Here is a 17,058-nt window from a genome sequence, read left to right on the forward strand (position 1 = left end):
GTACGTCGGGGAGATGGACGTGCCGCCGATCCGGACGGACTGTGGTGCTCCGTCCGTTCACCAGCGGGGTGACCCCTCCGAGAGTTGCAGTTCGCCCCGGCCGAAGGAGAAGTTCTCGTTCGGGACCGGGATCAGCGCGATGAAGATGTCGTCGGGCGAGACGCCGAGCGCCTCGACCACGAGCCTGTTGATGGCCGCCGACACCGCCCGCTTGTCCTCCAGAGGGCGGTGAGCTCCGAGCAGAACTGTGATGATCATGGCGTCACTGCTGCGCTCCATACCCATGAAGGTCGGATCCAGGGACAGTTCGCTGTCACCGTGCTCACTGATGACGATGAAGCGGTCGCCCTCGGGAATGCCGAGACCCTGCACCAGTGACTGGTTGAGTGCGTCGGCGAGCGCACGCTTCTGTTCCGACGAGAAGCGGTTGGCCGGGATATGGGCGTTGAAGACGGGCATGATGTGCTCCTTCGGGGGTGTAGTTGTACGTTCGGTTTGGATTTCCTCTGGGGCCGGAGTGCTGTCCACCGGGCCCACCGTGAGAGGCCGTCCGTCCGCGCTCCGCGGGGAAAGGCCCCGTCCGAGCCGGAGTTGTGGGGACGTCACGCCTGGGTGGCCCCGGAGGGCGACCAGCCCGCCGTGTCCACCGGCGACCATCCGTCAGGACGCTCGTCGAGGCGACGCATGCGACTGCTCGCGCGTGCGCGCAGCACGTCGTCCGTCAGCGGGGTGACAAAGGCGTTGTCCGCCAGGGTGTACTCCGCGGCGAGACGGCCGACGGTCGGAATGGCTCCCGTGTCGATCCGTCCGGTTTCTGTGTACAGGTCGTCTCTGATGTGGAACCGTACGACCTTGCCCCAGACGACATGGTCCTGCACCTCACCGACCGGGATGACCCGGTCGACTTGGCATTCCATGGCGATCGGGGCGTCCTCCACACGCGGCGCCTTCACCACTTCGCACGCGCCTTTGGTCAGGCCCACCTCGGTGAACTCGTCCTGATCGCTGTCGAATTCGCCGGCGCTGCGATGCATGTGATGGGCGTGGGGAAGGGTGACCAGGTTGGTGACGAACTCACCGGTCTCCCGCATGTTGACGAGGGTGTCCTTGAGGGTTCTCCCGTCGGACCTGGGCTGTATGGTCAGGGACACCATCGGCGGCTTCCGGCTCACCACCGTGAAGAACGAGATGGGTGCCAGGTTGGCGACACCGGACGACGACAGGGTGCTGACCCAGCCGATCGCGCGCGGCGTGATCGACCCGATGAGGAGCTTGTACGCCGACCGCGCGTCCAGTTCGTCGGAATTGATGATCACATCGACCGCCTCTCGAACGTGTGCGGTGGTGTCCCGCCGCACGTGATGTGAGATGTGAACTCCGCTCGTGAGAGCGGGTGCGCCACCACGTGGCCGGCCCGGCGTACGGCCGATTCCCACCGATCTCCCCGACAGCGGCTGCCGCTCATCCGTCGCTCGCCTTCTCGGTCCCGCCCAGGAAGTGGTCCGCGATCAGCGCGACGCTGCGGGCCGGGGTCTCCATGGGGGCCAGGTGAGCGGCGCCCTCGAGGACTAGGCTCCGCACGTCGGTGTACTGCGGAACGATCTGATCCGCGGCCACCTCGGTGGTGAGAACGGTGTCGTACTGTCCGGTGAGCACAAGAACGGGTCGCTCGTATCCATGGACCTGGTCGGACACGTCGTCCTGGGTCCAGGTCCGCAGGTAGGAGCGCATGGCGGCGGGATCGGCGGTTCTGCGGGACAGTTCGTTCACGTGGCGGACGAAGCCCGCCCCCAGTCGTCCGCCGGTCACGGCGGCTATGACCGAGGCCCGTGCGTCCAGGTCGGCGACGGCCGCTTGGAAGAGCCTCGTGCCCTCCTCGTCGAGCGGGAAGGCGCGGCTGGGAACGGCGCACAACAACACGAGACTGCTCAGCCGGTCCCGGGCTCCGGGTTGCCCCGAGACCCACTGTGCGGCCTGACCCCCCATGGAGTGCCCGACCAGATGGAACTCATGCCATCCCAGAGCGTCGGCGAGGTCGACGATATCGCTCCCCATTTCCGTGATCGAGCAATCACCCGTCAGCTCGGAGGACCGACCGTAACCGCGGAAGTCCGGAAACACCCACGTGAATCGCTCGGTATCGAGAAAGGGAATCATGCAGTCATAGGCTTTATGGCCGGCGAGCCACGAGTGTGCCCACATGACCTTCGTCGCCCCACTGCCTGATGTTCGGTATCCCAGAGTCATGCGACGATTCTTTCCGATTGATCAAGGGCGCAGGTTCACCGAATACGGCGGGGTCCGCCCCCGAAAGGACTTCCAGAGGTGGACGGCGCGATGTCCCGGGCTCTCTTCGGGTTGTTTCAGGACGCGGCGGCCGCCGAGGGGAAGACTTCGAGGCCGTCGATCACATCGCGTCCCTTGGCGGTGTCGGCGTACAGTCGCGCCTCCACGATGAGTCCGTCGACCACCCTGAACAGCAGGCAGTGGTCGTTCTCCATGGTGCGGCCGTTCTTCGCCCTCGCCCTGGCCGTGACGGGGACCACCACTTGCGATCCGGCATCGAGCACCTGTGCGCGTCGTAGTCGAAGTACTCGTAGTAGTGATCGAACAGATCCCGATAGAAGGCCTGGAAGCCCTCCCGGCCGTGGAATGTCCCGCCGTACGGCAGCGAGGTCGGGAAGTGGAAAATCACATCGGGTGACATCAGGGCCACCAGGTCGGACGAATCGTTCTTCTCGAACCCGGAATAGGCGCGACGACATGCGTTCACGATGTCCTCGTTGCGCGACATGCTTCCTCCATGGTGAGACCTGAAAGCGGCGTTGTGCAGAAATCCGGTTCGGTCTGCACCGCCCTGACTCGTCTCCCGTACAAGACCGATCCCTGAGCAGATCGGGCCTCTGCATTACGCCGGGCGCGTTCTCGAGTCGGGGTCATCCCCACCTGAGTGTCCAACTGGAACCCAGGAGGCGTCAAGGCTGAGTTCCGGATGGCAACTCTGCGATACTCTGAGTTCATGGAGTGGCGAGAACTTGATCTGGGCAACTGCAGCGTCGCCGCGACCTTGAGCCTGGTCGGTGAGCGCTGGACTCTGTTGATCATGCGTGAGGTCTTCGCCGGACTTCACCGCTTCGACGAGATCGCCGACCACCTCGGGGTCTCCCGACGGGTACTGAGCGAGCGCCTACGGCAACTGGTCGAGGTCGGCCTGCTGGAGCGCCGGAGCTATCAGGAAGCCGGGCAGCGCTCGCGACCGGAATACCACCTGACTCCGCACGCGCACGACTTGCAGTGGGTGCTCGCCGCGCTGCTCCAGTACGGCGACACCCATCTCGGCGACCCGGCGGGCGCGCCGGTGCTGCTCCACCACTCCGGCTGCGGCGGCCAGGTCCACGTCGAGCTGCGGTGTTCCTGCGGGCACGACGTCCCCGGCTCCGAGGTGGAACCGGGCCTCGGCCCGGGTGCCGTCCGCGTCCCCTCCGAAGAGGCGACGCTCTCCTAGGACAGCCGCGGGCGCCCTCCCGCGCGCATCAACCCTGCCCGGACCCGCTTGCGACCAGGTCAGCGCCGGTGACGACGAGGCGTCTCGATGGGGACGGCGCTCTCGATGGGGTCCGCCGCCCGCGACTGGACGATGAGCATGTCGTCGGGGGTCAGCTCCCTGCCGTCCTCGGCGGTGAGCGTCATCGGCCGGGGCGGTTGTCCCGTGCGGGCGTCGATGACGCGGTTCATCGGCTCGTCCTCGTCGAAGAGGTGCTTCTGCCCCCACTGGCGCAGTGCAGCGAGGACGGTGTGGAAGTCGCGCCCCTTCTCGGTCAGCACGTACTCGTGGGAGTTGCCGAGATCCGACTCGCGGATCTCGAAGATCCCCACGGCCACCAGCTTCTGCAGTCGTGCGGACAGGACGTTGGTGGCGAGGCCGATGTGCTTGCTGAAGTCCGTGAACCGCGTGATGCCGTGCATGGCGTCCCGGAGGATCTGGAGCGTCCAGGTGTCACCGACCTCGGACAGGGAGCGGTCGATCGGGCAGGTCGAATTGACCAGTTCTCCACGCTTCATCGGTGCCCCCAATCACAGGTTGCTTGCAATTGTAGAGCAAGGTGGCACTCCCCCGACAGACGCCCTGGGTGCCCGGCCCGGGGACCAGCCCCGGCCAGGCACCCCGCCGTCCGCACGCCTACAGGTGCGTGCGGAAGAAGCGGACGGCAGCGTCCGTACTCACGTCGAAGCCGGCCAGGTACGGATCGAAGTGACCGCCCGGTATGACGACGAGCTCCTTCGGCTCGAGAGCGCGTTCATAGGCCCGGAAGGCCAGGTCGGTCGGGGCGACGGTGTCATGGGTGGCGACCAGCATCATGAGCGGCGTCGGGGAGATCTGGTCGATCCAGGCGCCGGGGTCGTAGGCCCGGGAACGGCGGTTCGACTGCACGGTCACGCTGTTCTCCCAGAGGCCCTCGGGAGCGTCGTGCTCCAGATAGAACTCGATCGCGTCGGCGGCACGGTAGGACGCCGGCGTCGCGGGGTCTGCGTTCACGAATGCCTGCGTCGCGGGCGCCTTCCCCTGAGCCTGCGCCAGCTCGTCGGCGGCGAACGACTCCTCCAGCTCGCGTGTCAGGTGCGGCGGAACACGCCGCCGCCCGCTCTCGGAGCCACTGATGGTGGGGACCTGTGAGTAGACGGCCTTGATCCGCCGATCCGTCGCACCGAGCACGAGGGCGTGTCCGCCGGAAAAGCTCGTGCCCCACACGCCGATCCGGTCCGCGTCCACCGCGTCGAGGGTCTGCAGATGGGAGATGACCCGCCGCCAGTCCTCCAGCTGCCGATAGGGGTCGATGTCATGGCGGGGCTCACCGTTGCTGTCGCCGAATCCGCGGTGGTCGTGGAGCGACACCGCGAACCCCGCCTCCGCCAGCTTGCGCGCGATCGGCTCGATCCGGTGGTACTTGGTTCCCCCGAACCCGTGAGACATCGTGATCGTCGCGTGTGGGCCCGTGCCCTCCGGCAGGAACAGCCATCCACTGAGCACGGTCCCGTCGGGAAGGTGAATGCGCTCCTCGGTGCGCTCGACCATGTGAACTCCTTACGCCGTTTCTGCGCCGCGGTGGCGGCCACCGGGGCGTTCAATCGGGGCTTGCAAATCGCAAGCGACACTGCCAAGGTAAATCGGACAGCTTGCAAATCGCAAGTGACACGTGAGGGAGTGAACCGATGCCCTGGGACTACTCGACGATCCGAACCGAACTACGCAACGGGGTCCTGTGGGCCACGCTCGACAACCCCCCGCTCAATCTCATCGACGAGAAGTTCGTCGCGGACCTGATCGCGTTGCTCGACGAGACCGAGGCGGACAACAGCACCCGTGTCGTCGTCTTCCGCAGCGCCGATCCGGACTTCTTCGTCCCGCACGTGGACATACGGCGGATCCCCCAGTACACGGCGAAGGCCGCGACGTCCGGCGGGCCGGACGACATCAGCCTCGGTGCGCTCTACCGACGGCTCAGCGAGGCGCGTCCCGTCACGATCACAGCCCTCGAAGGCCGTGCGCGCGGCGCAGGCGCGGAGTTCCTCTACGCGTGCGACATGCGGTTCGCCTCGCTGGAGCGCGCGGTGATCGGGCAGCCCGAGGTGGGCTTGGGCACCTTCCCGGGCGCGGGCGCGGTCCAGCACCTCGTACGGCTCGCCGGCCGCGGCCAGGCGATGCAGATCATCCTGAGCTCGGAGGACCTCGGCGCTTCCGAGGCCGAACGCGTCGGCGTAGTCAACAAGGCGCTTCCGGACGGCGAGTTGATCCCCTACGTGGAGCGACTCGCCGAGCGCATCGCGCTCTTCCCGGAGGCCGGCGTGCGGCTCGCCAAACGGCGGATCAACGCGGCAGGGCTCGCGGCCAAGGAGGACGTCCACGTCGACGCCGGCTTCTTCCAGATACTGGCCCGGGACGAGGCCGCCGCCGCCCGGTTCGGCGCCATCACCGAACGCGGATTCCAGGAACGCTCCCTCGCCGAACTCGAGTTGGGCGCGGCCATCGGCGAACTCTGAGCGCGACGGGTCGCCGTCCACCTCCGCTCCCCGTCGGGGGCATGCGGTGGCATCGGTCCTGCGACCCCCACTTGCGCCTGTCCAAGGGGCGAGTCGTCGCTGCACGTGAGTACCCGAGCCGGTGGACAGTTGCCCGCCCGCTCGGGAGTGATCACGGATGACCGGTCACCGCGCTACGAGACCGCGTCGGGAGTCCTTTCAGGCCACGGGGACAAGGGTCAAGTAGGCCAGTCCCAGGACACCTCGATATCCGCGGAGCCACATACCGCGGTGGCGGTCCACCCGGTCGCGGGTCTCCTTCGCCAGGGGGTGGTCCGGGTGGGCTGCGAGCCACTCCTCGACGTCGGCCTGGTAAGCGGACTCGAAGTGCTCCCACTCGTCGTGGTTCGCGGTCTCGATCCAGACTGGGCGGAAGCCGGCGGTGACGGTGAGGTCGACGAGGCCGGCAACGTCGTGAAACTCGGAGGCCGATGCGTCCGGCCACATGACCGACAACTCGGCTACGGTGGGCGGCCGTTGCCAGAATCCCTCACCCAGAAGGACACAGCCGCCCGGCTTCACCAGGCGGCGAAGGGCGTGCAGCGCGGCGATGGTGCTCTCCGGGGGCTGATCGTCGCTGAGAGCGTGCCCGGCGCCGAGACACAGAACGATGTCGGCCGGGTCTCTGCTGGTGTCGACGGCGGACTCCTGAACGAATCGGACACGCCCGGCCAGCCCACGGGTCTCGGCCTCGGCGCGTCCGCGGGCCAGGTCGTCCTCATTGAGGTCGATGCCGACACCGGTCGCGGCGGGCGCCGCTTCGAGAAGGCGAAGCATGAACTCCCCCCATCCGCAGCCGATGTCGAGCACGGTGATCGGGGCGGTCCGACCGACCCGGTCGGTCAGCCGGCGGATCATCCCGGCGGCCCGGTCGTCGGAGAGTGGGCCGTGGAAGGTGAGCCGGGTCAGCCGCGGCGGGGCAGTAGTGTCATCCATGAGCCGGAACAGTAGGGAGGCCTCGGCCGCCTGCGACACCTGTTTTCCGCGCGACGAGGGCAGACGGGCAGATCGACGCAGGCGCGCCGACCCGGCCCGCTCATGGGTCGGCGGTCGGGCCGGAAGGGCTCCGCCGGGGCCGCCGACCGGTCACAAAGACCGGTCGGCGGAGACCACCGCGGGGACCCGATCCGTGCCCGTGTCCCGCGCTCGTGCCTGCCCCCCGTCGCGGACCTGCTGGGCCGACGAACCTCGGGTCAGACGAGTCCGACCGTGGCGGAGGCGGTCCGGTCGCCCGATGACACCGTGAGGGTGACCGTGCCGGAACGCACCGCGGTGAGGCTGCCCGACGCGAGGTCGAGCACCGCGAGCGTCTTCGGGCTCCGCCCGGCCGACTTCGCCTCGGACTCCGTCCGCACCACCGCAAGTCCGGGACCGCCGCTCCAGCTGACGGTCGCGGGATAGCGCAGGGGGAACTCGAGGCCGAATTCGCTGGTGACACCCGTCGCGGAGACCGCCTCCGAGTGGCCCACCGTGATCTTCTCCGGTACCGACAGTTCGATCGCGTCGATCAGAGGACGGCACTCGGCCTGCAGCCAGTCACGGGTCTCCGGACTCGGCTGCCCCGCCCTGATCCGGGCGGGCCGCCGGTCGACACCTACGTGCATCCACCCGAAGAAGCCGCCCTGGTCGGGCGAGCTGTAGGGGGTCTTGCCCACGGCCGGGGTGGTGACCTCGAGCACTCCGTCGGCACGGCTGACCGACGCGGTGTGCGCATGACCGGTGAACAGCGCCACCGGCTTGCCGGCGCTCTCCCGGAAGTCCGCCAGCCAGCGCTTGAGGAGGTCGGCCTCGAGCTGGTCGGACAGCTGCGAGGCGGCCGCCCCGGACGGATCGTGCAGGGGGTGGTGGAAGGAGACCACGACGCCCGTGACCGAGGGGTCCTTCGCCGCCTTCACCAACTCCGACTGCAGCAGCGGAACCTGGTCCCAGTCCGACGTACGCATGTCGCCCGTGTGGGAGTCCAGCAGGATGAAGCGGGTGCCCTTGTGGTCGAAGACCTCCTTGTTGGGGCGGCCGGTCGCGGTGAGAAAGGCCTCCAGCCCGCCGGTCGAGGACAGCCCCGCCTCGTGGTTGCCCGGCGTCCAGTACACCGGCAGGTCACTCGGTACGTGATCGCGCAGCAGACCGTTGGCGAGCTCGAAGTCCGCGGGGTTGTTGTTGTCCACGAAGTCGCCGTTGATGAGGATGAAGTCGGGCTCGGCCGCAACCACCTGGTCCAGGGCGATCGCCGCCTGCCGCCCGGAGAAGGAGTTCAGTCCTGCGGCCGCGCTGATGTGCAGGTCGGACAGGACGGCGAACGTCCACCGGTCGTGCGGAACCCCGCCCTGCTCGACCACATAGGGGTCGGGTTGCGGCGGCTCGTTGGTGTCGGGCTGCTGCCCGACCTGTGCGACGAGTGCGTCGAACTCCAGTTGGCCGGCGTTCTTGTTGGCCTGCGACGTCTCCGCGATGTAGACGCGCTGCAGCGTGACGGGGTCGGAGAAGCCCGCGGGTATGTCGCCCACGACCCTGCGCCAGCCCGTCCAGTCGACGGTCAGGGCGAAGGTGAACGGCACATTGGTGGTGCCCTGCGACGACATCATGGCGCGCAGCCAGTGCCTCTGGCCGTCGCCGTTGACCCACAGTGCGAGCTTCTTCGCGCCTGCCGGCAGGGTGATCGGGCCGGAGCCGGCCACCGCGTACGCCGCCGAGGTGCTGGACTGCCCGGTGAAGTCGTACGTCAGCCGCAGAGCGTGGTTGTCCGCGGAGGCACCCGGGCGGTCCGGGGCCGGGACGACGGCGACCGTCGCGGTGCCTCGGGCGGCCAGCGCCGTCCAAGTCTCGTCGGGCTCGAACTCGGCCAGCGGGACGTCGATCAGTCCCACCGTCACCGGAAGCTTCGCCGTGACGCCCTGCACGCTCGCCGTGAGAGTGGTCGCCTTGCCACCTGCCTCCGCGGCGCCGGTGACGCTGAGGCTGCCGTCGGTCTCGGCCTTCACCGTGATCACGGTCTTGTCGTAGTCGAGGCTCACGTCGCGCGGTACGACCGGTGCGTCGAACCCGTCGGCGTCGTAGCCGGTGAGCCGGACGCGCGCCGAGGTGCCGGGGTCGATCGTGACGGCGCGCTGGGTGAAGGCCAGCCGGTGCAGGTCCCCGAGGACCCGCAGCTCGTGCCGCCCCTCCGCGGAGCCCGAACGGGCGCGCAGCGTCCCGGACCCCGGCCGCTCGGCGTGGAAGACGCCGTCCTGCGCCCTGCCCAGCGAGCTGGGCTTCGCGGTCCATTTGACCGGCTTCTTGCCGGCGTCCACCGGTGCCCACGTCTCGTCGTGGCCGGCGGCCGCGACATCCATGGTGAGCCCGGGAACCACCCGGTCGGCCTGGAGACGCACATCGAGTCCACGCAAGGTGCCCGATCCCCGCGGGGAGAACAGTCCGACACCGTTGGGTACCGGCCGTTCGTTCCCGTCCGACGGCGTGTTGACGACATCGGCCCGGGCGTCGCCCGGCCGTCGTGCGACCAGTTCGGTGGAGCCGCCGCCGTCGAGCATGAAGGCCTCGGTGGCGCCGAGCTGCACCATGAGCTTGGCCATGTCGTCGAAGCTCAGGCCCGCGGAGAAGTTGGCCGATCCGTCGACCGCGACCAGCAGCAGCCTGTGCCCGCCGTCGAGCCAGCCGATGGCCGTGCGGGGCTTGGGGACATCATTGCCCGTGCTGGGCGGAAAGTCGATCGGGGCGCCGTTTCGGACCAGCACCGCGCCACTGCCGAGCGCCATACGCAGCTCGGAGCCCGCATCGCTCTGGGGCTTGAACGCCACGCTCACGGCGTCGCCCGGCTCTGCGGTGGCCAGTTGACCGGCGGCGGCGCCGCGGCCCAGGACGATCAGCCCGTCGTCCGGTACGGCCGTGTCGGTCAGCTTGCTCTCGACGGAGACGACCTTGCCGTTCACGACGACGAGTTCGGTGTAGGGGCCGCCGTCGTGGATGAGTGTGCGATCGCCCGGACCCCACAACGGGGTGAACACCGCGATGGAGTCGGCAGGCACGGTGGCGGAGTTGAGCGCGGCGAGGGGCCGCTGAGTGTCCGCCACGATGACGGTGCCCGTGATCATGAGATCGGCGAGCCGGGCGATGCGGTCGGCGCCGATCGCCGCGACGGTCGACGGCCGGACGGCCCCCTTGCGCACCGTGCCGTTCTGGATCTCGGGACCCTCGGCCGCGTTGGTCTCGGTGATGTTGAAGTAGTCACCGTTGACGGCGGCGACCGCGTGCTGGGCATCTGACAGCTGCGTCAGTGCCCGGGCGTCGCTCACCCTGCCTGCGACCAGGTCCACGCCGACCGACTCGTCGCCCAGGTCCGCGTTCAGTACATGGACCCGCATCCAGCCGGTACGGCCGAAGGTGTCGAAGGAGGTGAGGACGATCCCGGGGGCGACGGGACGGTCGACGCGGTCTGCCTCGACGGACTCTCCGGGGACGGTGGTCCGGTACTTCGGAATCGTGTAGCCGAGGGGGTTCTTCGACCCCCGGACGGCGGAGGTCGAGGGTCTCCCGACCGGTCCGGATCCGTTCTCCTGGCGGGGACCGGCGGTTGCGACACCGCCGGTCGCGGCGAGCCCGGCGGCGACGGCGCCGACGATGAGCCCGCGTCGTGTGACGCCCGCGGCGCTGGTGTGATGGTCGTTCATGAACGCGGAAGGTATTGGCCCCGACGTACGGCGAGATGAACGAAGAACTGAGGATGGACGTCGGATTGGCGTTGCGGGCGTGGGCGCTCGGCCCGAGCGCGGGGCCTCAGCCGCCGTGTGTCAGAGTTGATCCCGCCGAAGCTGCACGAAGGTGCGCTCGCCGTGCGCATCCGTGATGTCGACGGTGACGCTTTCCCATGAGCCGGCGGGCTCCTCGGGCACATCGCCCGTCAGGAACTCCGCCAACGCCAGCAGTTCGTCGGTCACCCGCACGCCTGTGAGGCGCTCGGTCAGTGCGAACACCGCCGCCTTGCGATCGACACCGGGCGCTTCATCGTCCGTGGGGTCGAGACCGACCTCACGCATCACGGCATTCAGTTCGTCGGGAGTGCTGCCGCTTCTGACCTGGGGCCGCTCGAACATGGTGCGCAGCTCTCCGTGCTCGTACCAGTGGAAGAAGTGCATGGGTTTTCCCCCATTGCTCGAATGGGAGACGGCCCGGGTCCCGGCGGAGAGGGTCTCCATGAGGAGAGGCGACCCCAGATCGCCGCCGAGCACGAGAGCGAGAGTCCAGTCCCCTCCTTCGCCCTCGACGGTGCACGCTCCTGCGAGAATCGTCTCGTCCCAGTACTCGGCCTCGATGAGACGCTCCTGGTGCTGCTCGATCAGTTCACCGAGCCCTGCGGACATACCCCTCGGCTCGGCGCCCGCCATCCCGAGCAGTTCGTCGGGCCGGACTCCGCGCACCAGAGCCAGGGTGTATCCGAGGTCCAACGCGTATCCGAACCCTGCGGACGAGGAACGTATCCAGCCGTAGTCGGCTGCGGTCGCGGAAGCCATGCGCGGCATCCTGCCAGTGCCCACCGACATCGGTCCGCCGTCCCCGCCGCCGGTGCGCGGTGCCGAACCGGAGGGTCACCGCAGCGCGGGTCGCCGGGTTCCTGCCGCACCGCCGGGCTCCGGACCGGAGGTGCGGGCGAGGAGCAAGGTGACGTCGTCGGTCGGCGCCTGGCCCGTCAGGGTGTCCAGGACCTCGGAGCACAGCACGTCGAGAGGGCGGCCGGGATGATCGAGAGCGGTGCGCAGCCGCTCGATGCCCGTGTCGATGTCGTGGTGGCGGTCCTCGATGAGGCCGTCGGTGTAGAGGGCGATGGTGCTGCCTTCGGCCAGTTCCACCTCGGCGGACCGGTACGGCAGCACACCGAGGCCGAGCGGTGTGCCGTTGGGCAGCCTCGGAAAGGTGACGCCACCGCCGGGATGGAGGATCGCGGGCGGCGGATGCCCGGCCCGTGCGACGGTGCAGCGGCGGGTGGCGGGATCGTAGACGGCGTACAGGCAGGTGGCGCCCGCGGACGGGTCCGGGGTGCCGATCTCCTCCTCGGCGATGCGGATGACCGCCTGGTCGAGATGGGCCATGAGCCGGTGCGGGGGCAGGTCGAGGTCGGCGAGCGTGTGCACGGCGGTACGCAGGCGGCCCATGGTGGCCGCCGCGTTGATGCCGTGCCCGGTCACGTCACCGACCACCAGCGCCACCCGGCCGCCGTTCAGGGGGATCACGTCGTGCCAGTCCCCTCCCACGCCGTCCTCGAGGTCCGCCGGCCGTGAGCGGGAGACCACCTCCAGGTCAGGGCCCCCACTGACGGCGCGGGGAAGCAGCCCACGCTGGAGGGCCAAGGCCGTGGCGCGTTCGTGGGTGTAGCGGCGTGCGTTGTCCAGGCTGAGCGCGGCTCTGGCCACGAGCTCCTCGGCGATGAGCAGGTCCTGCGGGTCGAACGGAGCCCGGTTGTCCGTCCGCACGAACACCGTGACGCCCAGGATGACTCCGCGGGCCCGGATCGGCACGACCATCAGGCTGTGGATCCCGCGTTCCCGAATCGTCCTGGCCCGTGCCGGGTCGTTGGTCAGCCAGGTGGAGCGCCTGTCCAGGACGGGCTCCAGGTAGGAACGCTCGCTCGAGAGGACCTGGGTCAGCGGGGACAACGGCGGCACGTACACCACGTCACCGACGCCGAAGAGCGACTCCGGCGCGCCGGGGTGGATCGATGCGAGACCCGCCCTCCGGAACACGGGCATGTACTCGCCGTCCGCACAGAGCCGTGCCAGCGGTTCCTCGCCCAGTCGCACGGTGTCGGCGAGGTCGACGGTCACGAAGTCGGCCAGCAACGGCACTGTGAAAGCGGCCAGTTCCCCCGCGGTGCGGGTCACGTCGAGTGTGGTGCCGATCCGGGCACCGGCCTCACTGAGCAGGCTCAGACGGTCCGCGGCAGGATGCCCGCCGGTGACCTCCACGACCACCAGGGCCACGCCCGTCGTGCGGCCGTCCGTGTCGTCCAGGCGCAGACAGGAGAGCGACAGCGTGCGGTGGTGTTCCACGCCGTCAGCGGCCGGGACGCGGTACTGGCGGCCTATGACGGGGGTGCCGGTGGCCAGCACCTGGCGCATCACCGCCGTGTACGAGGCGACGCTGCCGGCCAGTGCCGTCTCAGGCCGCCGTCCGAGCCGCTTGTGCCGCGGGACGGCGTCGTACTGCTCCAGGGCGTCGTTGACCCAGGTGCAGTGCAGTGCGGCGTCGAAGAGGGCAAGGCCTATGGACGAGTGGGTCAGCAGGGCCGACGCCGGTTCGCCGTGGCCGGCCGTGCTCTGCAGGACCTCTTCCAGGTCCTTCGGTGTACCGGTCGGGGGTGTTTCCATGAGTGGGGTGGTTCTCCGGCTCTGCTCAGGGAGCTCGAGTCGTTCGATGCCGGCGGCAGCAAAGGGCGCGGTGAGCGGCCGGGCGCGCACGGGTGGCGGGACGTGGCGGTCTCGGACCGGTCGGTTGTCCGGGTCCGCGCGAGGGAACGGGCAGCATGGCATCGCGTCAAGAACTCCGGCCGCGGAGCATGTCCGCAGCGCGTTCGGCGATCGCACAAACGGTGGCGTTGGTGTTCGCGGAGGGGATGGACGGCATGACGGAGCCGTCGGCGACCCGTAGGCCGCCGACCCCGTGAACACGCAGGTGCCGGTCCACAACCGCAAGGGCGTCCTCGCCGATCCGGCAGGTGCCTACGGGGTGGAAGTACGAGGCGAGGCTTCTGCGCACGTACGCCTGCAGGGCGGCATCGTCGTCCGTCCGGGTGCCCGGCTTCATCTCGTACGCGCGCCAGTCGTCGAGAGCCCCGGCCTGCCCGATCTCCCGGGCCAGGCGGAGCCCTTGGACCATCGTGGCCAGGTCGCGGTCGTCGCCCAGGTAGTTCGGGTCGAGCCTGGGCAGAGCGCCCGGCTGCGCGCTCGACAGACGGACTGTGCCGCGGCTGTGGGGGCGCATCACGGCGACTCCGATGGTGTAACCCTCCCCGGGTTCGGGGGCGTCGACCCCGGGAATGTGGCCGAGGGAGTCCACGAAGATCATCTGGAGGTCGGGCCCGTCCAGACCGGGTTGGCTTCGGACCAGACCGGCGGCCTCACCATGGTTGTTGGACCCTGCCGGGACCGGTCGTGCCGCGCTGTAGACGACGTTGCATATGGGATGGTCCTGGAGGTTCGCCCCGACTCCTGGGAGGTCCGCGGCCACCGCGATGCCCATCTCGCGCAGGTGCCTCGGCGGTCCGATGCCGGAGAGCATCAGCAACTGTGCCGAGCCGATGGTGCCCGCGGTGAGCACCACTTCGCCGCAGCAGCCGACGCGGGCGGTGCCGCCCGGGGTGCTGTACTCCACACCCGTGCAACGGCCGTCGCGGACGTCCAGGCGGTGTACGAGCGCCTCGGTCAGCACCGTCAGATTGGCGCGGTGGCGCGACGGAGTGAGGTAGGCGTCGGCGGCACTCTGGCGCCTGCCGTCGACGATGTTCAGGTCGGTGCACCCGAACCCTTCCTCCGTCCCGCCGCTGATGTCGCTCGCACGGCGGTAACCGGTCTGCGTCGACGCACAGAGCAGGGCCGCGATCACCGGGTGGGGCGGCTGGGCGGGCGCAACGGTCAGCGGGCCGTCCGTACCGCGCAGCGCGGGATCGCGCCCCACCGTGGTCTCGCTGCGCTTGAAGTACGGAAGCAGGTCGTCGAACCCCCAGCCCCGGGCCCCGTCGGACTCCCACGCGTCGTAGCAGGAGCGATGGCCGCGCAGAAAGGACATGGCGTTGATGGCGGATCCGCCACCGAGTACGCGGGCACGTGCCAGGAGGGCGGTGGTGCCGGTGGCTTCCTGGCGGACGGTGCTGTCGCCCCAGGTCGCCTCGGTGTGCACCAGGGTCGGCCAGGCCGAAGGCAGGGCGGCACCCGGCGGCGACCGGTCGACCCCGGCCTCCAGGAGCAGCACACGGGCGGCGCCGTCCTCGGACAGGCGCGCGGCGATCACGCTGCCTGCGGTGCCACCCCCGACGACGACGTAGTCGTAGCTGTCCGATGGCGCTTGCATCACGAGTGTCACCTCTTCGGTGCGTCCGTTGTTTCCGTTGCTAACGGGATCTCGTTACCGACGACCAAAGTAATACAAGCAAGCTAATAGCGGTAGCTTTTTCTTGTTATCGTTGAAACTGTGGAGAAACAGACAAAAAGGTCTTCCGCGGCGGACACCCGGGAACGCCTGCTGGACGCCGCGGCATCTCTCCTGAGCCACGGCGGCAGAGAGGCGCTCTCCACGCGCGCGGTGAGCGCGGGGGCCGGGGTGCAGGCGCCGACGATCTACCGGCTGTTCGGCGACATGAACGGACTGCTCGACGCGGTCGCGACCCACGGATTCCGCACCTATCTCGCCGACAAACACTCCCTCGGCGACACCGACGACCCGGTGGACGACCTGCGCCGCGGCTGGGATCTGCACATCGAGTTCGGCCTGTCGATGCCGGCCTTCTACGCCCTCATGTACGGCGAGGGGCGCGAACGGGCCTCGCCGGCGGGCCGGGAGGCCTACCGGATGCTGCGTCGGCAGATCGGGCGAGTGGGCGCCGCCGGAGGTCTGCGCATGAGCGTGGACCGGGCGGCCCTGATCATGCACGCCAGCGGTGTAGGTGTGGTCCTGTCACTGCTCGCCACTCCGCCCGCCGACCGGGACGTCGAGATCTCGCCCATCGTCCGCGAACAGGTGCTGCGCACGATCACGGCCGGACACGAGGACCAGTCCGCCACCTCGACCGATGTGCCCAGCCGGTCAGTCGCACTGCACGAGGCGCTCCGGAGCAGCGGTACCGCGGCGCTCACACCGGCCGAGCAGGGCGTACTGGCCGAATGGCTCGACCGTATGGCCGACGCGGACAGCGTCGGCCACCGTCAGGCGGGAGGGCGACCGTGACGCCGTCCACCGCCGGGCCCGGGCGAACACCGCGTCATGGTGTGCGAGTACCTGGGCGAGCCATCCCGCCGAGCCCCGGGCTCCCGCCGACCGTCGGCGGGAACACCGCCGATCAGGAGGAGACGGCCGACTGTTCCGGGAGTGCGACGGATTCGGTGGCGGTCGCGGGCCCCTTCGGCGTGCGCCGGCCCAGGAATCCGTAGGCCGCGCCGACGAGCAGACATCCGCCGACGAGATTCCCCAGTCCGACCAGAGCGAGATTGTGGGCGAAAGCGCCTGCGGTCGCACCCGGCACATGCTCGAACATGCCGAGCGCGAAGTAGGTCATGTTGGCCACCACATGCTCGAAGCCGGACGCCACGAAGGCCAGAATGCCCCAGAAGATCAGCATGATCTTGGCCCCGTCGGACGTGGTCCGTGCCGCCATCCACACAGCCAGGCAGACCAGGAAGTTGCAGAGCACCGCCCGGAAGAAGAGGGCCGCTCCGGACGCCGCCGTCTTCGCCTTGATCACGCTCGCCAGCAGGACGAGTGCCGGGGCGGCATGTCCCGGGGTGGCACCGGAGGTGATGACACCGCTGCCGTGCACCAGCCAGGCGAACAGAACCGACCCGACGAGGTTGCCCACGAACGAACCCACGATCACCGCCAGGGCGTTACCGACCGTGCAGCGCCGGGCGATCGCCCCCTGGACCATGGTCATCATGTTGCTGGTGGTCAGTTCGGCACCCGCGAAGACCACCAAGGTCAGTGCAACGGCGAACACCAGCCCTTCGACGAGCTTGGTGAACGGCGACGACGCGGCGAGCAGAGGTCCGCCGACGCTCAGCAGCAGCACCACCCCCACCCCGATGAAGGCGCCGCCCAGCGACGAACTGACCAGGTAGCGACCCGGCTTGCGGAGGCTGTCGGCCTTGTCGGCGGCCACCTGCCCCTGTTCGACAAGGGCCTCGGATATGGCGATGGGCATGCTTTCACTTCCTGTGCAGCGTTGCGGTCCCCCTGAGGGATCTACGGCGAAGCGCCGGGCCTGCATGATCGGCGGTACAGGCT

15 protein-coding genes and 1 pseudogene are annotated in these 17,058 nt (G+C 69.1%); 3 read left to right on the forward strand and 13 right to left on the reverse strand.

The window, feature by feature from the left end; translation table 11 throughout:
- Nucleotides 1-57: 57 nt before the first annotated feature.
- The 5 genes and pseudogenes from ADL25_RS05510 to ADL25_RS52105 form a co-directional block, all read right to left on the reverse strand.
- Nucleotides 58-459, reverse strand: coding sequence for a tautomerase family protein (locus ADL25_RS05510; RefSeq protein ID WP_059126476.1), 402 nt, complete (start codon nt 457-459; stop codon nt 58-60).
- 143 nt (nt 460-602) lie between these two features.
- Nucleotides 603-1,316, reverse strand: a complete 714-nt coding sequence (locus tag ADL25_RS05515) for a flavin reductase family protein (RefSeq protein WP_059126533.1) — start codon at nt 1,314-1,316, stop codon at nt 603-605.
- Nucleotides 1,317-1,461: 145 nt separating this feature from the next.
- The gene (locus tag ADL25_RS05520; RefSeq protein WP_079050190.1) at nt 1,462-2,247 is read right to left on the reverse strand and encodes an alpha/beta fold hydrolase; all 786 of its coding nucleotides are present in this window, start codon (nt 2,245-2,247) and stop codon (nt 1,462-1,464) included.
- Between the two features lie 116 nt (nt 2,248-2,363).
- Complete coding sequence (locus ADL25_RS50295) at nt 2,364-2,549, reverse strand: hypothetical protein (protein WP_234380618.1); 186 nt, start codon at nt 2,547-2,549, stop codon at nt 2,364-2,366.
- A 35-nt stretch (nt 2,550-2,584) separates the two neighbouring features.
- A pseudogene (locus ADL25_RS52105) lies at nt 2,585-2,794 on the reverse strand (nuclear transport factor 2 family protein); the annotation flags it as partial.
- A 225-nt stretch (nt 2,795-3,019) separates the two neighbouring features.
- Between ADL25_RS52105 and ADL25_RS05530 the strand changes: the two are divergent.
- On the forward strand, nt 3,020-3,505 hold the full coding sequence (locus ADL25_RS05530) for a winged helix-turn-helix transcriptional regulator (RefSeq protein WP_059126534.1): 486 nt from the start codon (nt 3,020-3,022) through the stop codon (nt 3,503-3,505).
- Nucleotides 3,506-3,564: 59 nt separating this feature from the next.
- Here ADL25_RS05530 and ADL25_RS05535 read toward each other — a convergent pair whose 3' ends face one another.
- Entirely contained in the window at nt 3,565-4,062 is a 498-nt protein-coding gene (locus ADL25_RS05535) for a winged helix-turn-helix transcriptional regulator (protein ID WP_063805556.1), read from the reverse strand.
- 118 nt (nt 4,063-4,180) lie between these two features.
- Nucleotides 4,181-5,074, reverse strand: coding sequence for an alpha/beta hydrolase (locus ADL25_RS05540; RefSeq protein ID WP_059126478.1), 894 nt, complete (start codon nt 5,072-5,074; stop codon nt 4,181-4,183).
- Between the two features lie 137 nt (nt 5,075-5,211).
- Here ADL25_RS05540 and ADL25_RS05545 point away from each other — a divergent pair, with 137 nt between their 5' ends.
- Nucleotides 5,212-6,039, forward strand: coding sequence for an enoyl-CoA hydratase/isomerase family protein (locus ADL25_RS05545; protein ID WP_059126479.1), 828 nt, complete (start codon nt 5,212-5,214; stop codon nt 6,037-6,039).
- Between the two features lie 198 nt (nt 6,040-6,237).
- Here ADL25_RS05545 and ADL25_RS05550 read toward each other — a convergent pair whose 3' ends face one another.
- The 5 genes from ADL25_RS05550 to ADL25_RS05570 form a co-directional block, all read right to left on the reverse strand.
- Nucleotides 6,238-7,014, reverse strand: coding sequence for an SAM-dependent methyltransferase (locus tag ADL25_RS05550; RefSeq protein ID WP_079050199.1), 777 nt, complete (start codon nt 7,012-7,014; stop codon nt 6,238-6,240).
- A 257-nt stretch (nt 7,015-7,271) separates the two neighbouring features.
- A complete protein-coding gene (locus ADL25_RS05555; RefSeq protein WP_059126480.1) occupies nt 7,272-10,742 on the reverse strand; it encodes a phosphodiester glycosidase family protein in 3,471 nt (1,156 codons plus the stop codon).
- Nucleotides 10,743-10,862: 120 nt separating this feature from the next.
- The gene (locus tag ADL25_RS05560; RefSeq protein ID WP_059126481.1) at nt 10,863-11,582 is read right to left on the reverse strand and encodes a DUF6461 domain-containing protein; all 720 of its coding nucleotides are present in this window, start codon (nt 11,580-11,582) and stop codon (nt 10,863-10,865) included.
- A 75-nt stretch (nt 11,583-11,657) separates the two neighbouring features.
- Nucleotides 11,658-13,433, reverse strand: a complete 1,776-nt coding sequence (locus tag ADL25_RS05565; protein ID WP_079050191.1) for a SpoIIE family protein phosphatase — start codon at nt 13,431-13,433, stop codon at nt 11,658-11,660.
- 166 nt (nt 13,434-13,599) lie between these two features.
- Nucleotides 13,600-15,132, reverse strand: a complete 1,533-nt coding sequence (locus tag ADL25_RS05570) for a GMC family oxidoreductase (RefSeq protein WP_059126537.1) — start codon at nt 15,130-15,132, stop codon at nt 13,600-13,602.
- Between the two features lie 120 nt (nt 15,133-15,252).
- On the opposite strand from ADL25_RS05570, the gene ADL25_RS05575 reads away from it, so the two are divergent.
- Nucleotides 15,253-16,005, forward strand: a complete 753-nt coding sequence (locus tag ADL25_RS05575) for a TetR/AcrR family transcriptional regulator (protein ID WP_059126482.1) — start codon at nt 15,253-15,255, stop codon at nt 16,003-16,005.
- 112 nt (nt 16,006-16,117) lie between these two features.
- On the opposite strand, the gene ADL25_RS05580 is transcribed toward ADL25_RS05575, so the two are convergent.
- Complete coding sequence (locus tag ADL25_RS05580; RefSeq protein WP_059126483.1) at nt 16,118-16,975, reverse strand: formate/nitrite transporter family protein; 858 nt, start codon at nt 16,973-16,975, stop codon at nt 16,118-16,120.
- Nucleotides 16,976-17,058: the final 83 nt, after the last annotated feature.

Source organism: Streptomyces sp. NRRL F-5122 (genome assembly GCF_001507435.1).
GTDB classification, from domain to species: Bacteria; Actinomycetota; Actinomycetes; order Streptomycetales; family Streptomycetaceae; genus Streptomyces; species Streptomyces lannensis.

What these genes read in the sequence shown, in the direction of transcription:
- ADL25_RS05530 (WP_059126534.1), top strand. Translation starts at nt 3,020, where the DNA reads ATGGAGTGGCGAGAACTTGATCTGGGCAACTGCAGCGTCGCCGCGACC.
- ADL25_RS05540 (WP_059126478.1), bottom strand. Translation starts at nt 5,074, where the DNA reads ATGGTCGAGCGCACCGAGGAGCGCATTCACCTTCCCGACGGGACCGTG.
- ADL25_RS05570 (WP_059126537.1), bottom strand. Translation starts at nt 15,132, where the DNA reads ATGCAAGCGCCATCGGACAGCTACGACTACGTCGTCGTCGGGGGTGGC.
- ADL25_RS05520 (WP_079050190.1), bottom strand. Translation starts at nt 2,247, where the DNA reads ATGACTCTGGGATACCGAACATCAGGCAGTGGGGCGACGAAGGTCATG.
- ADL25_RS05550 (WP_079050199.1), bottom strand. Translation starts at nt 7,014, where the DNA reads ATGGATGACACTACTGCCCCGCCGCGGCTGACCCGGCTCACCTTCCAC.
- ADL25_RS05580 (WP_059126483.1), bottom strand. Translation starts at nt 16,975, where the DNA reads ATGCCCATCGCCATATCCGAGGCCCTTGTCGAACAGGGGCAGGTGGCC.
- ADL25_RS05560 (WP_059126481.1), bottom strand. Translation starts at nt 11,582, where the DNA reads ATGGCTTCCGCGACCGCAGCCGACTACGGCTGGATACGTTCCTCGTCC.
- ADL25_RS05510 (WP_059126476.1), bottom strand. Translation starts at nt 459, where the DNA reads ATGCCCGTCTTCAACGCCCATATCCCGGCCAACCGCTTCTCGTCGGAA.
- ADL25_RS05535 (WP_063805556.1), bottom strand. Translation starts at nt 4,062, where the DNA reads ATGAAGCGTGGAGAACTGGTCAATTCGACCTGCCCGATCGACCGCTCC.
- ADL25_RS05545 (WP_059126479.1), top strand. Translation starts at nt 5,212, where the DNA reads ATGCCCTGGGACTACTCGACGATCCGAACCGAACTACGCAACGGGGTC.
- ADL25_RS05565 (WP_079050191.1), bottom strand. Translation starts at nt 13,433, where the DNA reads ATGGAAACACCCCCGACCGGTACACCGAAGGACCTGGAAGAGGTCCTG.
- ADL25_RS05555 (WP_059126480.1), bottom strand. Translation starts at nt 10,742, where the DNA reads ATGAACGACCATCACACCAGCGCCGCGGGCGTCACACGACGCGGGCTC.